The 17986-nt window shown below is 65.2% G+C and carries 14 protein-coding genes and 1 riboswitch; of the genes, 9 read left to right on the forward strand and 5 right to left on the reverse strand.

Annotated features, from left to right (window positions below; genetic code table 11):
- The first annotated feature begins 85 nt into the window (after positions 1-85).
- The 3 genes from D4754_RS09620 (at position 86) to D4754_RS09630 (ending at position 1852) form a co-directional block, all read left to right on the forward strand.
- Positions 86-586, forward strand: coding sequence for a type III secretion system chaperone family protein (locus D4754_RS09620; protein WP_121062916.1), 501 nt, complete (start codon positions 86-88; stop codon positions 584-586).
- Between the two features lie 107 nt (positions 587-693).
- The gene (gene proC / locus D4754_RS09625) at positions 694-1509 is read left to right on the forward strand and encodes a pyrroline-5-carboxylate reductase (RefSeq protein ID WP_121062918.1); all 816 of its coding nucleotides are present in this window, start codon (positions 694-696) and stop codon (positions 1507-1509) included.
- Positions 1502-1852, forward strand: a complete 351-nt coding sequence (locus D4754_RS09630) for a tRNA-binding protein (RefSeq protein WP_121062920.1) — start codon at positions 1502-1504, stop codon at positions 1850-1852. The genes proC and D4754_RS09630 overlap by 8 nt, the downstream gene beginning before the upstream one ends.
- 80 nt (positions 1853-1932) lie before the next feature.
- Here D4754_RS09630 and D4754_RS09635 read toward each other — a convergent pair whose 3' ends face one another.
- The 3 genes from D4754_RS09635 to D4754_RS09645 form a co-directional block, all read right to left on the reverse strand.
- A complete protein-coding gene (locus D4754_RS09635) occupies positions 1933-2520 on the reverse strand; it encodes a thymidine kinase (protein ID WP_121062922.1) in 588 nt (195 codons plus the stop codon).
- 271 nt (positions 2521-2791) lie between these two features.
- The gene (gene carB, locus D4754_RS09640) at positions 2792-6115 is read right to left on the reverse strand and encodes a carbamoyl-phosphate synthase large subunit (protein WP_121062924.1); all 3324 of its coding nucleotides are present in this window, start codon (positions 6113-6115) and stop codon (positions 2792-2794) included.
- Positions 6116-6278: 163 nt separating this feature from the next.
- Positions 6279-7511 carry an SAM-dependent methyltransferase gene (locus D4754_RS09645; protein WP_240453825.1) on the reverse strand — a complete coding sequence of 411 codons (1233 nt, stop codon included), beginning with the start codon at positions 7509-7511 and terminating at the stop codon, positions 6279-6281.
- 202 nt (positions 7512-7713) lie between these two features.
- On the opposite strand from D4754_RS09645, the gene aspS reads away from it, so the two are divergent.
- Complete coding sequence (aspS, locus tag D4754_RS09650; RefSeq protein WP_121062928.1) at positions 7714-9648, forward strand: aspartate--tRNA ligase; 1935 nt, start codon at positions 7714-7716, stop codon at positions 9646-9648.
- A 319-nt stretch (positions 9649-9967) separates the two neighbouring features.
- Here aspS and D4754_RS09655 read toward each other — a convergent pair whose 3' ends face one another.
- Entirely contained in the window at positions 9968-10795 is an 828-nt protein-coding gene (locus D4754_RS09655) for a bifunctional allantoicase/(S)-ureidoglycine aminohydrolase (RefSeq protein ID WP_121062930.1), read from the reverse strand.
- 250 nt (positions 10796-11045) lie between these two features.
- On the opposite strand from D4754_RS09655, the gene D4754_RS09660 reads away from it, so the two are divergent.
- From D4754_RS09660 to gcvP, 5 genes are all read left to right on the forward strand, one after another.
- Entirely contained in the window at positions 11046-11294 is a 249-nt protein-coding gene (locus tag D4754_RS09660; protein ID WP_121062932.1) for a hypothetical protein, read from the forward strand.
- Positions 11295-11315: 21 nt separating this feature from the next.
- Positions 11316-11414: riboswitch (glycine riboswitch) on the forward strand.
- 119 nt (positions 11415-11533) lie between these two features.
- On the forward strand, positions 11534-12667 hold the full coding sequence (gcvT, locus tag D4754_RS09665) for a glycine cleavage system aminomethyltransferase GcvT (protein WP_121062934.1): 1134 nt from the start codon (positions 11534-11536) through the stop codon (positions 12665-12667).
- A 21-nt stretch (positions 12668-12688) separates the two neighbouring features.
- Positions 12689-13048, forward strand: coding sequence for a glycine cleavage system protein GcvH (gcvH, locus tag D4754_RS09670; RefSeq protein WP_121062936.1), 360 nt, complete (start codon positions 12689-12691; stop codon positions 13046-13048).
- Between the two features lie 3 nt (positions 13049-13051).
- The gene (locus tag D4754_RS09675) at positions 13052-13441 is read left to right on the forward strand and encodes a VOC family protein (RefSeq protein WP_121062937.1); all 390 of its coding nucleotides are present in this window, start codon (positions 13052-13054) and stop codon (positions 13439-13441) included.
- Positions 13442-13544: 103 nt separating this feature from the next.
- Positions 13545-16412, forward strand: a complete 2868-nt coding sequence (gcvP, locus tag D4754_RS09680) for an aminomethyl-transferring glycine dehydrogenase (RefSeq protein ID WP_121062939.1) — start codon at positions 13545-13547, stop codon at positions 16410-16412.
- Positions 16413-17213: 801 nt separating this feature from the next.
- Here gcvP and truA read toward each other — a convergent pair.
- Complete coding sequence (gene truA, locus D4754_RS09690) at positions 17214-17984, reverse strand: tRNA pseudouridine(38-40) synthase TruA (RefSeq protein WP_121062941.1); 771 nt, start codon at positions 17982-17984, stop codon at positions 17214-17216.
- Positions 17985-17986: the final 2 nt, after the last annotated feature.

Below are 17986 nucleotides of genomic sequence, written 5' to 3' on the forward strand. Positions count from 1 at the left end.
GGCCCCGCCCCCGTCCATTTGAGCAGGCACCTAGAATTAGGGGCGTATGGCGCCCTGACGCTCTAGCCTACAGTGAGGTGGCAAAATGGCCCTACTCGAGCAGGATCACGACATCGACATCCATCCGATCGACATGGTCGAGACGCTGGCGTCGTATCACGACTGGGATTTCGACCGCATGGGCGATGACCAGATCGCCATGGCGGTGGAAGGGCAGTGGCGAACCTATTCGCTGACGCTTGCATGGTCGGACTATGACGAGACGCTGCGTCTGGTCTGCACCTTCGAACTGGACCCGCCGGAAGCGCGCAAGCCCGCGCTGTTCGAGCTGATCAACGACATCAACGACCGGACATGGGTGGGCGCGTTTTCGTTCTGGCAGGAGCAGGGGCTGATGGTCTACCGCTACGGGCTGGTTCTGGCCGGTGGCCAGATGGCCGGGCCCGACCAGATCGACACGATGATCAACGCGGCCGTTGCCGGGGCCGAGCGGTATTACCCCGCGCTGCAGCTTCTGATCTGGGGCGAACGGACGCCAAAGGACGCGCTGCAGGTCGCGATTGCAGAGGCTTACGGGCGCGCGTAAGTCTGGTCCCGGCTGACAGGCCGGGACGTCTCGAACGACGGCCCCGGCGAATTTGGCCGGGGCGGAAACGCATCCCCTCCGGCCTTGCGGGTGGAAGGGAACGCGACATGGATTTTTCCGATATTGCAGCACGGGGACTGGTGCTTCTGGGCTGCGGGCGCATGGGATCGGCCATGCTGGACGGCTGGCTGAAGGGCGGGCTGCCGGCAGATTCGGTCTGGGTGAAGGACCCCAACCCGTCGGACTGGCTTGAGGGGCAGGGGGTGCATATCAATGCCGACCTTCCCGAAAAGCCCGCCATCGTGGTGATTGCCGTGAAACCCCAGATGATGGGGGAGGCGCTGCCGTCGATCACGGGGCTGGACGATGGGTCGACCCTGTTCATTTCAGTCGCGGCAGGCACCTTGCTGGAGAGATTCCAGGAGGTTCTGGGTGTAGGTGCGCCCATCGTGCGCGCGATGCCCAACACGCCGGCGGCGATCGGGCAGGGAATCACCGCGCTGATCGGCAGCGAGACGGTGACGCCCGCGCAACTGGATCAGGCCGAGGGGCTGCTTCGGGCCGTGGGCGAGACGGTGCGGCTGGACAGCGAATCCCAGATGGACGCGGTGACGGGGGTTTCCGGATCGGGCCCTGCCTACGTGTTCCTGATGATCGAGGCGATGGCCGCGGCAGGTGTGGCGCAGGGACTGGCGCCCGAACTGGCGATGCGGCTGGCCAAGGCCACGATGGCAGGCGCCGGGCAGCTGGCGCTGCCGGAGGATGCGGATCCGGGGCAGCTGCGGGTCAACGTGACGAGCCCCGCGGGAACGACGGCGGCGGCGCTGGACGTACTGATGAATGATCTGGACGGTCTGCCGCCGCTGATGGCGAAGGCCGTTGCGGCGGCGGCGGCGCGGTCGAAGGAACTGTCCCGTGGCTGAGCCCGATCCCGAGATCACGTTCGACGACTTCCTGAAGGTGGATATCCGCGTGGGTGAAGTGGTCCGCGCGGAGCCGTTTCCCGAGGCGCGGAAGCCCGCGATCAAGCTGTGGGTGAATTTCGGCGACGAGATCGGAGAGAAGAAATCTTCGGCGCAGGTCACAGCGCACTACACGCCGGAGGAGTTGGTCGGAAAGCAGGTGATGGCGGTGGTGAACTTTCCGCCGCGCCAGATCGGGCCGGTGCGCAGTGAAGTGCTGGTGCTGGGTCTGGCGGATGCCGACGGCGGCATCGTGCTCATCGGGCCGGATCAGGCTGTGCCGCTGGGGACGCGCATGAGCTGACCGCTCTCCGCGCCCGGGGCAGCGCCCCACCCACCCACCCCCGCCGCCCCGGGCGCGGCGTGGCCGGCGGATTGTGAGGGTTAACCGTCGTCCTTGCCCATGGCCTCGCGCCAGTGGCGCCGGCAGAGCGAGAGATAGGTTTCGTTCCCGCCGATCTGGACCTGGTCGCCGTCCTGCAGCGGCGCGCCGTCAGGCCCGCGGCGGATGACCATCGTGGCCTTGCGGCCGCAATGGCAGATCGTGCGGACCTCGCGCATTTCATCGGCCCAGGCAAGGAGGGCGGCGGAGCCGGGAAAGAGCTCTCCCCGGAAATCGACGCGCAGGCCGTAGCAGAGGATCGGGACGTTCAGGTCATCGACGGCGCGGGCCAGTTGCCAGACCTGGGGCTTGGTGAGGAACTGGGCCTCGTCCACGAAGATGCAGGCGATGGGGTTTTGGGCCAGCCGCGTTTCGATCTTTGCGAAGAGATCGTCCTGCGGCGTGAAGGTGTCGGCCTCGGCCCCGATGCCGATGCGCGAGGCGATGCGGCCGGGGCCCGCGCGGCCGTCGATGGCGGCGGTCAGTAGGTACGGCTCCATCCCGTTTTCGCGGTAGTTGTGCGCGGCCTGCAGCAGCACCGTCGACTTGCCCGCGTTCATCGTCGAGTAGTTGAAATAGAGCTTGGCCATGGGGCGGGATATGCGTGAAGCGCCAAGCCGGGACAACCGCCGCGGGGCGTTGGACAGGTGAGTATTTGGAAAGAGAAGAAGCCCCGGGGACGGGATCAGATCAGCGGGACGAAGGGCACGTCGCAGGCAGCGAGGAGGGCGAGGGAGAGGAGGGCTGCGAGTTTCGGCAGGAGGTGCATCGGGGTGATCCTTTGAGTGTCGTGAAGGGCGCCAGCATCGAAGAGCCGGCGCCCGGGGTCAACCGCGATGCGGACAACTCTTGTTGCAGGTGCTATTGCAGCGATTTCACGCCGAGATCGCCTTCGGCCTGTGCCTCGATCGCCAGGGCCGCGGCCTGGGCGGCGGCGGCGGTCGTGTAGTAGGGGATCTTGTCCATCAGGGCCACGGCGCGGATCTCGCGCGAATCCTCGACCGCCTGGGCGCCTTCGGTGGTGTTGATCACGAGGTGCACGCCGCCATCCTTGAGCATGTCGACGATATTGGGCCGGCCTTCGTAAACCTTGTTGACCGTCGTGCAGGGCACGCCCTGTTCGGACAGCCAGCCCGCCGTGCCGCGGGTGGCGACGATGGAAAAGCCCTGTGCGACCAGCGTCTTTGCGGCTTCCAGTGTCTGGGGCGACTTGTCGGCGTCCTTGATCGAGATGAAGGCGCAGCCCGAGGACGGCAGGACCATCCCGGCGCCCATCTGGGCCTTCAGGAAGGCGCGGGCAAAGCTGCGGTCCCAGCCCATCACTTCGCCGGTCGAGCGCATTTCGGGGCCGAGGATCGTGTCGACGCCGGGGAAGCGGGCGAAGGGCAGCACCGCCTCCTTGACCGAGAACCACGGCATGTTGGGATCGGCCAGCGTGAGCGGATCGGCCAGGGGCAGCTTGCTGTCGTAGCTGACATCGGCATAGGGCGCGCGCATCGGGAAGTTCGACAGCGGCTCGCCCGCCATCAGCCGGGCGGCGATGGAGGCGATGGCCGAGTCGGTGGCCTTAGCCACGAAGGGCACAGTGCGCGAGGCGCGGGGGTTGACCTCGATCAGGTAGATCTCGCCATCTTTGACCGCGAATTGCACGTTCATCAGGCCCACGACGTTCAGCGCCAGCGCCAGCGCGCGGGTCTGGACCTCGACTTCGGCAATGATCTCGCGCGGGAGCGAGTGGGGCGGGAGCGAACAGGCGCTGTCGCCCGAGTGCACGCCGGCCTCCTCGATATGCTGCATGATGCCGGCGACATGGACATCCTTGCCGTCGCAGAGCGCATCGACATCCAGTTCCACCGCCCCGTCGAGATAGCTATCGAGCAGCACGGGGCTGTCGCCCGAGACCACGACGGCCTCGGCGATGTAGCGTTCGAGATGCGCGGTGTCGCGGACGATTTCCATCGCGCGGCCGCCCAGCACGTAGGAGGGGCGGATGACCAGCGGGTAGCCCAGCGTTTCGGCATGGGTGCGCGCTTCGTCGTTCGACCAGGCGATGGCGTTCCGGGGCTGTTTCAGGCCCAGTTCCTGCACGAGGTGCTGGAAGCGTTCGCGGTCTTCGGCAAGGTCGATGGCATCGGGCGAGGTGCCGAGGATCGGGATCCCGGCCTCCTGCAGCGCATCGGCCAGTTTCAGGGGCGTCTGGCCACCGAACTGGACGATCACGCCCTTCAGCGTGCCGTTCGATTGCTCCTTCGTCAGGATCTCCATCACGTGTTCGAAGGTCAGCGGTTCGAAATAGAGCCGGTCGGAGGTGTCATAGTCGGTCGAGACCGTCTCGGGATTGCAGTTGATCATGATCGTCTCGAACCCGGCATCTGTCAGCGCATAGCAGGCGTGGCAGCAGCAGTAGTCGAACTCGATCCCCTGGCCGATCCGGTTCGGACCGCCGCCCAGGATCACGACCTTTTCGCGGGTCGTGGGGCGGGCTTCGCATTCGACCTCGCCCATAACGGGGGATTCGTAGGTGGAATACATGTAGGGGGTCTGCGCTTCGAATTCCGCGGCGCAGGTGTCGATCCGTTTGAACACGGCCGTCACGTCGAGGTTCAGGCGCGCGCGGCGGACATTGTCTTCGTCGCGGCCTGTCAGCTCGCCCAGCCGTGCATCGGTGAAGCCCATCATCTTCAGCGCCCGCAGGGGGCCTTCGGTCATGGGCAGGCCTTCGCGGCGGACCTGGTCTTCGACATCCACGATTTCGCGCAGACGGGCCAGGAACCACGGGTCGAACTTGGTGACCGCGAAGATTTCATCGTTCGACAGGCCGTGGCGCATGGCCTGCGCGATGGTGCGCAGCCGGTCCGGGGTCTGTTTCGTCAGCTCGCGGGTGACGGCGGCCTTGTCCGGCGCGCCGGGGATGTCGATCTCGTTCAAACCGGTCAGGCCGGTTTCCATCGATGCCAGCGCCTTCTGCAGCGATTCGTGGAAGGTCCGGCCGATGGCCATCGCCTCGCCCACGGATTTCATCGCGGTGGTCAGGTGTGGCTCGGCGCCCGGAAACTTCTCGAACGCGAAGCGCGGGATCTTGGTGACGACATAGTCGATGGTTGGCTCGAAGCTGGCGGGCGTCACGCGGGTGATGTCGTTGTCGAGCTCGTCCAGCGTGTAGCCCACGGCCAGTTTCGCCGCGATCTTGGCGATGGGGAAGCCGGTGGCCTTCGACGCCAGTGCCGAGGACCGGGAGACACGGGGGTTCATTTCGATCACGACCATGCGGCCGTCTTCGGGGTTGATCGCCCACTGCACGTTCGACCCGCCGGTTTCGACGCCGATCTCGCGCAGCACCGCGATCGAGCCGGTCCGCATCCGCTGGTATTCCTTGTCGGTCAGCGTCAGGGCGGGGGCCACGGTGATGGAATCGCCCGTGTGCACGCCCATAGGATCGACGTTTTCGATGGAGCAGACGATGATCGCGTTGTCCGCCTTGTCGCGGACGACCTCCATCTCGAATTCCTTCCAGCCCAGCAGGCTTTCATCGACAAGGATCTGCGCCACGGGGGAGGCATCGAGACCGGACCGGCAGATCCGTTCGTAATCCTCGCGATTATAAGCCACGCCGCCGCCGGTGCCGCCCAGCGTGTAGGCGGGGCGGATGATGGCGGGCAGGCCGATATGTTCGATCTCTTCCAGCGCGTAGCGCACGCCCGCTTCGACATCGTACTTGCCGTTGACCTTGGGGGCGGCGACGATGGTCGCCTTGGGGTTTTCCAGCCCGATCCGGTCCATCGCCTCGCGGAACAGCTTGCGGTCTTCGGCCATTTCGATGGCCTCGCGCTTGGCGCCGATCATCTCGACGTTGAACTTGTCCAGCACGCCCATTTCTTCGAGCGCGAGGGAGGTGTTCAGCCCGGTCTGCCCGCCCATCGTGGGAAGCAGCGCATCGGGGCGTTCCTTTTCGATGATCTTCGCCACCACGTCAGGCGTGATCGGTTCGATATAGGTGGCATCGGCCAAGGACGGGTCCGTCATGATCGTGGCTGGGTTGGAGTTTACCAGGATCACCCGGTACCCTTCCTCCTTCAGCGCCTTGCAGGCCTGCGCGCCCGAGTAATCGAATTCACAAGCCTGGCCGATGACGATCGGTCCCGCCCCGATGATCATGATCGAGCGGATGTCGGTGCGCTTCGGCATTGGTGTCCCCTAGAAGTCCGGCACGGCGCCCCGGAATGGGGGCGCCCAAATTGTCCTGCGTTATAGGGATGGGCGGCGCAGGTGCAAGGGGGCCTGTCGCAGGGGCGCGCCGCGTCACGAAACGGCGCGCCTTCCAATGGCTTGGTGTGCCCGTGGCGGGGGCCTATTCGGCGGCTTGCTGATGCGCACGGGGCGAATCATACAGGTAATCCCGCGTGATCGGGACCACGTTGTTCTTGTGGCTCAGCTGGATCTGGAAGACGCCCAGCTCCTGTTCCTCGAACGTCATGATGCAGGCGATCAGGTAGAACCGCCACATCCGGATGAAGCGGTCGTCATGCATGGCCCGCACGGTATCAAGATTGTCTTCGAACCGGGCCAGCCAGTGGCGCAGCGTCATCGCATAATGCAGGCGCAGGATCTCGATGTCGTTCAGGTACATCCACGCGTTTTCAATGGGCACCGCCAGTTCCGACAGCGACGGCACGTAACCGCCGGGGAAGATGTACTTGTTCAGCCACGGTGATTGCGGCACCGGTGGCGATGACCGGCCGATGGTATGGATCAGCGCGAGCCCGTCGGGCGAGAGCAATTCGCCGACCTTCGAGAAGTAGTCGGCAAAGTGAGGCGAGCCCACATGTTCCAGCATGCCCACCGAAACGATCCGGTCGAACGGATCGGTGATGGTACGGTAATCCTGCAGCCGAAGTTCGATCCGGTCCGTCAGGCCCGCCTCCTTCACGCGCTGCTGTGCGGTGGCGAACTGATTCTCGGACAGGGTCACGCCCGTCACCTGTGCGCCGAAGTCCCGTGCCAGCGTCATCGACAGGCCGCCCCAGCCGCAGCCGATGTCCAGCACCCGCATCCCCGGCTCTATGCACAGCTTCCGGCCGATATGCGCCTTCTTGGCCGCCTGCGCCTCCTCCAGGCTCATCTCGGGCGAGGCGAAATAGGCGCAGCTGTACTGCATGTCCTCGTCCAGGAAGAGCCTGTAGAGATCGTCGGAGATGTCGTAATGATGCGCGACATTGTTCTTCGACGTGTCCGCGTTGTTGCGCATCGCGAAGTCGCGCACGTAGTAGCGCGCCTTGTAGACGAACTTCGCGAAACCCGGCATGGTCTCTGTCTTGTAGTTGCGCTGGATCAGCTGCATCAGCCCCAGAAGGTCGTCGGTGGTGACGGTGCCCTCCATGTACCCTTCGCCGAACCCCATCTCGGGATTGACGTAGATCGCCTTCAGCGCAGCTTTGTCCCTGACGGCCATCGCGGCCCGCGGAGCCGTGCCATCGCCATAGGTTTTGGTCGTGCCGTCAGGGTACGTGATCTTCAGCGTTCCCGTGACGAGGAGCCGTTTGGCCATCCGGTGAAACAGGGTTTCCCACATACTGTCCCCCATATTTTCGTCATGCGCCCACCACGGCGCCGCAACGAATCATACACCGTCTTTTCGATTTGCTAAACATTTTGGTGCCTTGCACCTGCAAACCGCGTCGCGCGCCCAATTTGGCACCACCCTGTCCCTTGACTTACCGTCGCGGTCGCGGTGTATGCGGCGCGGGTTTCCCCCCTTAATTCGCTCATCCCGCAAGGAGCCTGTGATGCACGCCTATCGAACCCATAGCTGCGCCGATCTGAACTCGGCCGATGTCGGCGCAACCGTGCGCCTGTCGGGCTGGGTGCACCGCGTGCGCGATCACGGCGGTGTCCTGTTCATCGACCTGCGCGACCATTACGGCGTGACGCAGGTGCTGTGCGACAATGACAGCGCGGCCTTTTCCCAGCTGGAAAAGGTGCGGTCGGAATGGTGCATCCGCATCGACGGCACCGTGAAGGCCCGCGCGCCCGAACTGGTGAACCCCAAGCTCCCCACCGGCGAGATCGAGGTCTATGTCCGCGATCTGGAAATCCTGGGCGACGCGCCGGAACTGCCGCTGATCGTCTTCGGCGATCAGGAATACCCGGAAGAAACCCGCCTGCGGTACCGTTACCTCGACCTGCGGCGCGAGGTGATGCAGAAGAACATGACGCTTCGGTCGGATGTCGTGGCGTCGATCCGCAAGCGGATGTGGGACAAGGGCTTCCGCGAATACCAGACGCCGATCATCACGGCATCGAGCCCCGAAGGCGCGCGCGATTTCCTAGTGCCGTCGCGCCTGCACCCGGGCAAGTTCTACGCGCTGCCCCAGGCGCCGCAGCAGTTCAAGCAGCTGATCATGGTGTCGGGCTTCGACAAGTACTTCCAGATCGCGCCCTGCTTCCGCGATGAAGACCCGCGCGCCGACCGCTCGCCCACCGATTTCTACCAGCTCGACCTGGAAATGAGCTTTGTCGAGCAGCAGGACGTTTTCGATACGGTCGCCCCCGTCGTGGCCGGCGTGTTCGAGGAGTTCGGCGGCGGCCGCAAGGTCGACGCGCCCGAAAGCTGGCCGCAGATCCCCTATAAGGAGGCGGCGGTGAAGTACGGCACGGACAAGCCGGACCTCAGGAACCCGATCGAAATGCAGGTCGTGTCGGAGCATTTCGCGGGCTCGGGCTTTGCCATCTTCGCCAAGATCCTCGAACAGGACGGCACCGAAATCCGCGCCATCCCGGCCCCCAGGGGCGGCAGCCGCAAGTTCTGCGACCGCATGAACGCATTTGCGCAGGGCGAAGGCCTGCCGGGCATGGGGTATATTTTCTGGCGCATGATCGAAAGTGCGCGGATTGATGAGACTGAGAAACAGGCATTAATCGAACTTGGAATGGAAATACCTGCCTCGGAGCGACTGAGTCCCAAACACATTGATGGCCTTTACACTTGGTTTGTTAAGAACCGCGGCATCAACTCGGCTGATGGCTTTGTCCGGCGTTGGGTTGAAGCAGCTGGCCCTGTTGCAAAAAACATTGGTCCTGATCGTGCCGAGGCGATTCGTGAACAGCTTCATTTGCAAGCTGGCGACGCGGCTTTCTTCCTTGGCGGCAAGCCGGAGAGCTTCGAACGGGTCGCGGGCAAGGCGCGGGACGTGATCGGCAAGGAACTGGGCCTGACCGACGAAAACCGCTTTGCCTTCGCCTGGATCGTCGACTTCCCGATCTACGAGAAGGACGAGGAAACCGGCAAGATCGACTTCGAACACAACCCGTTCTCGATGCCCCAGGGCGGCATGGCGGCGCTGGAAGGCGATCCGCTCAAAGTGCTGGGCAACCAGTACGACCTCGCCTGCAACGGGTACGAGCTGATCTCGGGCGCGATCAGGAACCACAAGCCGGACATCATGTACAAGGCCTTCGAGATCGCGGGCTACCCGAAAGCGGAAGTCGACCGTCGCTTCGGCGGCATGGTCAACGCCTTCACCTACGGCGCCCCGCCCCATGGCGGCTGTGCGGCGGGCATAGACCGGATCGTGATGCTGCTGGCGGACGAGGACAATATCCGCGAGGTCATCATGTTCCCGATGAACCAGCGCGCCGAAGACCTGATGATGGGCGCCCCGTCCGAGCCGTCGTCGGAACAGCTGATGGAACTGTCGCTGCGGGTCCTGCCGAAGGAATAACCGACGGCGCCTGCAACCGGCGGAGTGGGGACGCTGTCCCCACTCCCCTGATGTATTTGGAGACCAAAGAAGTGGGCGGCATCCCCTGTTTCTTCTTTCTCCAAATACTCCCGCCGGAGGCAGACGGTCGGCAATGTTCTCTCGAACTTGGAAACCCGGGACCGGGATCCGGATCGCGGTGCGTGGAAACCACGCACCCTACGCCAGGGTTCCCGCGAATGTGATCGCCTCCCGGCGCCAAAGGTTCCCGTGACGGTGATCGCCTTCCGACGCCCGGTAGGGTGCGTGGTCCCCACGCACCGCACCCCGGCCGCCGCACCTACGGCCTGCGCAGCATCGCGTGCCGGTTCACGTCCTTGTAGAGCAGGTAGCGGAAGTCGCCCGGGCCCCCGGCATAGCAGGCCTGGGGGCAGAACGCGCGGAGCCACATGTAATCGCCTGCCTCGACCTCGACCCAGTCCTGGTTCAGCCGGTAGACGCCCTTGCCCTCCAGCACGTAGAGCCCGTGTTCCATCACGTGCGTTTCGGCAAAGGGGATCGAGGCGCCGGCCTTCAGCGTGACGATGTTCACATGCATGTCGTGGCGCATGTCGAGCGGGTTCACGAAGCGGGTCGTGGACCAGCGGCCCTCGGTGTCGGGCATGGGCTGCGGGTCGATCTCGCCGTCCGAACTCACGAATGGCTCGGGCACGTCGATCTCCGGCACGGCCTCGTAGATCTTGCGGATCCAGTGAAAGCGCGCAGGTTCGTGGCCTGGGTTCTTCAGCCGCCATTCGACACCGGGCGGCAGGTAGGCATAGCCGCCCGCGTTCAGCAGGTGGGCCGTATCGCCGTATTCGAGGTCCACAGCGCCTTCGGTCACGAACAGCACCGCCTCGGCGCCCGGGTCGGGCTCGGGCTGCGTGCTTCCGCCGCCGGGGCCGACCTCCATCAGGTAGTGCGAGAAGGTTTCCGAAAATCCCGACAGTGGCCGGGCCAGGATCCATGCGCGGGTATTGTCCCAGAAGGGTAGAAGGCTAGTCACGATGTCCTGCATCGTGCCGCGCGGGATTATCGCGTAGGCCTCGGTAAAGACTGCCCGTCCGGTCAGCAGCTTGTCCTGCCCCGGATGCCCCGCTTCGGGCCCGCCGTAGGTTCGGTGGGTCATCTTGTTCTCCAGTTCATTGTCGCGCCGACTGTTACCCGCCCTGCCGCCATCGCCTAGGGCAAAGGCGGCTGCAAGACCCTTCGGGGAAATTTGAAACTCGTTTCACAGGGCGCAAGCCATGTGCTTGACGGCTCTCCGATCCGGGCACGATGTTGTGCCGCGTCAGGAGGGACAGCCAATGATCAGCCCGAGGCGCGCGAACACGATCTCCCGATGCGGAACGGCGTGGCGCCCGAAACGATCCCCACGGATGACGACTGATGACGTGTCTTTGGCGGGCTTGCGAGATGCATCGATCATGGCTTTCGCGGGCTCGAACACCATACGCAACGCGGTAGTCGGGGACGTTGTCGACCAACCTGGCACGGGGAAGCGTTTCGAATGGGGCCGGTATCTTTCGGCGCTGTCGGAATGGAAGCGGGCTGAATTTTTCAGCATTTTCCAGGCATACCTCCCCCTGATCGCGGGGTTTCGCCGCGGGTGCTTGTTTCGTTTGTAAAGGAAAGGTACGACAGCATTACAGGCGCAACCGGGAGAACCGGATCGGGGCAACCCCGTGTCCGGTGCCGAAGGAGCAACCGCCCCGGAAACTCTCAGGCTGCGGGACCGGATGCGCTGGAAACACTCTGGAGAGAGGCATGGGGAACCCCGTGCCCGCCGAAGGGCGAAAGGCCTCAGGCATCACGGACAGAGGGGGCATCGGCCTGCAAGCCTGGCTTGCGAAGAAGGGATTAGCCGATGACAGAACAAAAGATCACGCCCCTGAAAACGCTGCACAGGGAGCTGGGGGGCCGGATGGTGCCCTTTGCCGGTTACGACATGCCGGTGCAGTTCGCGGGCATCATGGCCGAACACAAGGCCACGCGGGAAGCAGCGGGCCTGTTCGACGTGAGCCATATGGGCCAGGTGCTGCTGAAAGGCGCCGACTGGGCGACCCTGGCGGCGGCGTTCGAAAGGCTCGTGCCGATGGACGTGCTGGGCCTGAAGGACGGGCGGCAGCGCTATGGCCTGCTGACCTCGGACGATGGCGGGATCCGTGACGACCTGATGTTCGCGCGGATGGGTGACGACCTGTTCGTCGTCGTCAACGCGGCCTGCAAGGACGATGATATCGCCTACATGCGGTCCGATCTGCCCGACGGAATTGAACTGACCGAACTGACCGACCGCGCTTTGATCGCGCTGCAGGGGCCGAAAGCCGAAGCTGCTCTGGCGCCGCTGTGCCCTGCGGTCAGGGACATGTCCTTCATGGACGTGATCGCGGCCGACCTGTCGGTGGACGCGGACATGGTGCCGGTCTGGATCTCGCGCTCGGGCTACACGGGCGAAGACGGGTTCGAAATGTCGGTGCCCGCGGACAAGGCCGAAGCCGTCGCGCGCAAGCTGCTGGCGGTCGAGGGTGTCGAGCCCATCGGCCTGGGCGCGCGCGATTCGCTGCGGCTTGAGGCCGGGCTTTGCCTTTACGGCCACGATATCGACCTTGGCACCTCGCCCGTCGAGGCGGGGCTGATCTGGGCGATCCAGAAGGCCCGTCGCCCCGGTGGCGCGCGCGAGGGCGGGTTCCCGGGGGCTGAGAACGTCCTGCGCGATATCGCGGACGGCGCCAAGATCAAGCGCGTCGGGCTGAAACCCGAAGGCCGCGCGCCGATGCGCGAAGGGGTGGAGCTGTTTGCCGACCCCGAGGGCGGCGAGCCCCTGGGCGCGATCACCTCGGGCGGGTTCGGGCCCACGGTCGGCGGGCCGGTGGCAATGGGCTACGTGCCGCTGGACAAGGCCGTTCCGGGCACCAATCTGTATGGCGAACTCAGGGGCAAGCGTCAGCCGGTGACGGTCACGGCGCTGCCCTTCGTGTCGCCCAACTTCAAACGCTAAACCATCAGGGACGGTTCAGGCATGAAATTTACCGAAGAACATGAATGGCTTCTGGCCGAGGACGACGTTGTCACGGTCGGCATCACCAGCTTCGCGGCCGAGCAGCTTGGCGACGTGGTATTCGTCGAACTGCCCGAAGTGGGCACCGAGGTGACGAAGGATGACGAAGCGGTCGTCATCGAAAGCGTCAAGGCGGCGTCGGATATCCTTGCGCCGCTGGACGGCGAGATCGTCGAAGTGAACGAGGCGCTGACCGACAATCCGTCGATGGTCAACGAGGACCCGCAGGGCGATGCATGGTTCTTCAAGATCAAGGTCTCGGACATGAGCCCGATGGACGATTACATGGACGAAGCCGCCTACGCGAAGTTCATCGAGTAAGGCATGGCCGTCCTGCGCATCACGGCGAACATTGCCCATCCCGACCCGGCGCAGGTGGCGGACTTCTACAGACAGGTCCTTGGCCTTCAGGTGGCCATGGACATGGGCTGGATCGTGACACTGGCGGGTGAAGGCCCGGGCCCGATCCAGCTTTCCACCATGTCCGAAGGCGGGTCCGGCACCCCGGTGCCTCCGCTTTCGGTCGAGGTGGACGATCTGGACGGCGTGCTGGACCGGGCCCGGTCCCTTGGTCACGCGCCCGAATACGGCCCCGTGGACGAACCATGGGGCGTCCGCCGCGCCGTCCTGCGGGATCCCGCGGGGACGCTGGTGAACGTGCTGGTGCACCTGCCCGGGCCTGAGGCCCGCAGGCACCGGCGATACCGCCCCTGAAGGGGCCGGGACGGGTGCGCGATGTCCGCGCGCCGCCCACATATTATCCGGCACCGGCCCCGCGCAGAGCGCGGCCAACGCCGCGGCAACAAGGAGAACGCCCATGGCCGACAGCTCCAACGATTACGATCCCTACGATTTCGCCAACCGCCGCCATATCGGCCCGTCTCCGGCCGAGATGGACGAGATGCTGAAGACCGTCGCCGCGCCGTCGCTTGAGGCGCTGATCGACGACACCGTGCCCGGCTCGATCCGGCAGGAGGCGGCGCTGGCGTTCGAGCCGCCGTTGTCGGAGCGCGACCTGCTGGCGAAGATGCGTGCGGTAGCGAACAAGAACAAGGTTCTGACCTCGCTCCTGGGGCAGGGGTTCCACGGCACCGTCACCCCGCCCGCGATCCAGCGCAACATCCTTGAAAACCCCGCATGGTACACCGCCTACACGCCCTATCAGGCCGAGATCAGCCAGGGCCGGCTGGAAGCTCTGTTGAACTTCCAGACAATGGTTGGCGATCTGACGGGGCTCGAGGTTGCCAATTCCTCGCTTCTGGACGAGGCCTCGGCCTGTGCCGAAGCGATGACGATGGCGGAACGGGTGGCCAAGTCGAAGGCCAAGGCGTTCTTCGTCGATGAAAACTGCCACACCCAGAACATCGGCGTGATGCAGACCCGCGCAGCACCCCTGGGGATCGAGATCATCGTCGGCGCACCGGAGGATCTGGAGGCCGACAAGGTCTTCGGCGCGATCTTCCAGTATCCGGGCACCTATGGCGACGTGCGCGATTTCACCGATGTGATCGCGAAATTGCACGAAGCCAAGGCCATCGCCGTTGTTGCCGCCGACCCGCTGTCGCTGACGATGCTGAAGGAACCGGGCGCGATGGGCGCGGATATCGCCGTGGGCTCGACCCAGAGGTTCGGTGTGCCGATCGGCTATGGCGGCCCGCACGCGGCCTACATGGCGACGAAGCAGGCCTATGTGCGGGCGATGCCGGGCCGTCTGGTCGGTGTCAGCGTCGATGCGCAGGGCAACCGTGCCTACCGGCTGTCGCTGCAGACCCGCGAACAGCATATCCGGCGCGAGAAGGCCACGTCGAACGTGTGCACGGCGCAGGCCCTGCTGGCGGTGATGGCGTCCTTCTACGGTGTCTTCCATGGACCCGTTGGCCTGAAGGCCATCGCGCATCGCATCCATCGCCTGACCGCCCGCATGGCGCGCGGTCTGCAGGACGCGGGCTTTTCCGTCTGCCCGGATCATTTCTTCGACACGATCACCGTGGATTGCGGTCTGCTGCAACGCGGTGTGCTTCAGGCGGCCGTGCACGAAGGCCTGAACCTTCGCCGCGTGGGCCGCACGAAGGTTGGCATCACGCTGGACGAACTGACCCGCGCCGATACCGTCCGCGCCGTCTGGCGGGCCTTCGGGATCGATTCAGAAGGGCTGGAGCCGCTGTCGGACGATGGACGTGGCGAGCCGGACCGGATCCCCGAAGGGATGGACCGCACCAGCGATTACATGACCCATCCCGTGTTCCACATGAACCGGGCGGAGACCGAGATGATGCGCTACATGCGGCGCCTGGCCGACCGCGACCTGGCGCTCGACCGCGCGATGATCCCGCTGGGGTCCTGCACGATGAAGCTTAACGCCGCGGCCGAGATGATGCCGATCTCGTGGCCCGAATTCGGCGCGCTGCATCCCTTCGCGCCGGCCGATCAGGCGCAGGGCTATGCCGAGATGATCGGCGACCTGTCGCAGAAGCTCTGCGCGATCACCGGCTACGACGCATTCTCGATGCAGCCCAATTCGGGCGCGCAAGGCGAATATGCGGGCCTTCTGACGATCCGTGCCTGGCACATTGCGCAAGGGCAGGAGAACCGGAAGGTCTGCCTCATCCCGATGAGCGCACACGGCACCAACCCGGCCAGTGCCCAGATGGTGGGGTGGACCGTGATCGCGGTGAAATCGGCGGCGAACGGGGACATCGACCTGGATGATTTCCGCGCCAAGGCGGAGAAGTACGCCGAGAACCTTGCCGGTTGCATGATCACCTATCCCTCGACCCACGGCGTGTTCGAGGAAACGGTGCGCGAGGTCTGCGAGATCACCCACCAGCACGGCGGGCAGGTCTACATCGACGGGGCCAACATGAACGCGATGGTGGGGCTGGCGCGCCCGGGCGATCTGGGCGGCGACGTGAGCCACCTGAACCTGCACAAGACCTTCTGCATCCCCCACGGAGGCGGCGGCCCCGGCATGGGCCCGATCGGCGTGAAGGAGCACCTGATCCCCCACCTGCCGGGCCACCCGTCCACCGGGGGCGCCGAAGGGCCGGTGGCGGCGGCGCCCTATGGCTCGCCGTCGCTGCTGCCGATCTCGTGGGCCTATTGCCTGATGATGGGCGGCGAGGGACTGACACAGGCCACCCGCGTCGCGATCCTGAACGCCAACTACATCGCCAAGCGGCTGGAGGGTGCCTACGAGGTGCTGTTCAAGGGCGGCACGGGCCGGGTGGCGCATGAATGCATCCTGGATACGCGCCCCTTCCTCGACAGCGCGGGCGTGACGGTGGACGACATCGCCAAGCGGCTGGCCGATTGCGGCTTCCACGCGCCCACGATGAGCTGGCCCGTGGCCGGCACGCTGATGGTGGAGCCGACGGAAAGCGAAACCAAGGCCGAGCTCGACCGGTTCTGCGACGCGATGCTGGCGATCCGGTCGGAGATACGGGACATCGAAGAGGGCCGGATCGACAGGGACAACAACCCGCTGAAGAACGCCCCCCACACGATGGAGGATTTGATCCGCGAGTGGGATCGTCCCTACAGCCGCGAACAGGCGTGCTTCCCGCCGGGCTCGTTCCGCGTCGACAAGTACTGGCCGCCGGTCAACCGGGTCGACAACGTGTGGGGCGACCGCAACCTGACCTGCACCTGCCCGCCGATGGAAGCCTACGCCGAAGCGGCCGAGTAACGCCTCGGGGGCCGTCCCGCGCGCGTGTCGGCCCGCCCGCCCACCCGGGGTCATGCCTTCGGCATGCCCCCACCGCCACGCGCGCGGGCCGGCGTCGATTGTTTTGATGCCTGTGAACGCCCGTGCGGCCGACCGCCTCCGGCGGGAGTATTTGAGGAAGAGAAGAAGGACGGGACTGTCGTGTTTGGACTCGGATTACGTTCCATGGCCGCCAGCCCTCGACCGAAGATGTCGCGGCCATAGAAGCGCCGCTGATTTTGCACTACGCTGGCACGGATGACCGGATCAACGCGGGTTGGCCGGAGTATGAGGCGGCTCTGAAGGTCGTCGGCAGAGATTTTTCTGCGGCTGGCGGGCTATTCGGAAGGCGAGCTGAAGGCGATGATCGTCAACGGCCTACGGCCTGACGGAAGCCGGATGCTGCCACCAATGCCCTTCGGTTACCTGTCGTAGATGACGAGCGACGATCTCGACGCCATCGTGGCCTATCTGCGCACGCTGCCGCCGTTGCCGGACAGGAGCTGACGCGCGCAGCGGAGACACCGGTCCGCAAACTCAGACGCCCCGCCCGGGTTTCACCCTGCGATGACGGCAATTGCGGACCGGATGTCCCGCGCTCACGAACTTCCGCAGAGACGCTGACTCGGACCTTTCAGACCCCGACACCAAGATAGTCTGAAACCTGCGCGCTTATAGTGGCGCATTGGTAGGGATGCCTGCACGGAGGGATAGGTTTTATGAGCAAAAGTGTGATCAATGTGCCGTCCGAGCCAGGGATACGGCCTGAAACAGCCCGGTTTTTCAGCCGCCGAACGGATCGTCCGGGTAGCCTACGCCGGCAAGGTACAAACCGTGCGGCGGGGAGACCGGCCCGCAGGCCGCGCGGTCGCAGGCGGCGAGGGCCTTTGCCACATCCTCCGGCGCCCATGCCCCCGCACCGACACGCTCCAGCGTGCCCACGAAGCTGCGCACCTGGTTGTGCAGGAACGACCGGGCCCGGCAGCGGATGTGGATCTCCGGGCCGAAGAGGCCCTGGGCCCGGGTCACGTCGACCGCGTCCATCGTCTTGACCGGGCTTTTCGCCTGGCAGATCGAGGCGCGGAAGGTCGTGAAATCGTGGAGCCCGACAAGATGCTGGGCCGCCTCGTGCATTGCGCCGGCGTCCAGATCGTGGCCGATCCGCCAGACCTGGCCGGCGGCCAGCGTCGCAGGCGCGCGGCGGATGAGGATGCGAAAGAGGTAGCGGCGCTCAACGGCCGAGAAGCGGGCGTGCCAGTCGTTGTCGGCCAATGCGGCGGCGGTGATCGCAACGGGCGCGGGCTTCAGGTGGTAGTTCAGCGCCTCGGACAGGCGGAACGGATCCCAGTCCTTGTTCATGTCGCAGTGCGCGACCTGCGCCAGCGCGTGCACACCCGCGTCGGTGCGGCCGGCGGCGGCGATGGTGTGGTCGCGCGGTTCCAGCCTGGCCAGCGCGGCCTCGATCGCGCCCTGGACCGACGGCTGGTCGGCCTGGCGTTGCCAGCCCGCGAAGGGGCGGCCATCATATTCGACGCGAAGGGCATAGCGGGGCATGG

It is taken from the genome of Chachezhania antarctica (genome assembly GCF_003646465.1).
GTDB classification, from domain to species: domain Bacteria; phylum Pseudomonadota; class Alphaproteobacteria; order Rhodobacterales; family Rhodobacteraceae; genus Chachezhania; species Chachezhania antarctica.

What these genes read in the sequence shown, in the direction of transcription:
- aspS (WP_121062928.1), top strand. Translation starts at nt 7,714, where the DNA reads ATGCACGCCTATCGAACCCATAGCTGCGCCGATCTGAACTCGGCCGAT.
- carB (WP_121062924.1), bottom strand. Translation starts at nt 6,115, where the DNA reads ATGCCGAAGCGCACCGACATCCGCTCGATCATGATCATCGGGGCGGGA.
- D4754_RS09645 (WP_240453825.1), bottom strand. Translation starts at nt 7,511, where the DNA reads ATGGGGGACAGTATGTGGGAAACCCTGTTTCACCGGATGGCCAAACGG.
- D4754_RS09660 (WP_121062932.1), top strand. Translation starts at nt 11,046, where the DNA reads ATGACGACTGATGACGTGTCTTTGGCGGGCTTGCGAGATGCATCGATC.
- D4754_RS09675 (WP_121062937.1), top strand. Translation starts at nt 13,052, where the DNA reads ATGGCCGTCCTGCGCATCACGGCGAACATTGCCCATCCCGACCCGGCG.
- D4754_RS09635 (WP_121062922.1), bottom strand. Translation starts at nt 2,520, where the DNA reads ATGGCCAAGCTCTATTTCAACTACTCGACGATGAACGCGGGCAAGTCG.
- truA (WP_121062941.1), bottom strand. Translation starts at nt 17,984, where the DNA reads ATGCCCCGCTATGCCCTTCGCGTCGAATATGATGGCCGCCCCTTCGCG.
- gcvP (WP_121062939.1), top strand. Translation starts at nt 13,545, where the DNA reads ATGGCCGACAGCTCCAACGATTACGATCCCTACGATTTCGCCAACCGC.
- gcvH (WP_121062936.1), top strand. Translation starts at nt 12,689, where the DNA reads ATGAAATTTACCGAAGAACATGAATGGCTTCTGGCCGAGGACGACGTT.
- gcvT (WP_121062934.1), top strand. Translation starts at nt 11,534, where the DNA reads ATGACAGAACAAAAGATCACGCCCCTGAAAACGCTGCACAGGGAGCTG.
- D4754_RS09620 (WP_121062916.1), top strand. Translation starts at nt 86, where the DNA reads ATGGCCCTACTCGAGCAGGATCACGACATCGACATCCATCCGATCGAC.
- D4754_RS09655 (WP_121062930.1), bottom strand. Translation starts at nt 10,795, where the DNA reads ATGACCCACCGAACCTACGGCGGGCCCGAAGCGGGGCATCCGGGGCAG.
- proC (WP_121062918.1), top strand. Translation starts at nt 694, where the DNA reads ATGGATTTTTCCGATATTGCAGCACGGGGACTGGTGCTTCTGGGCTGC.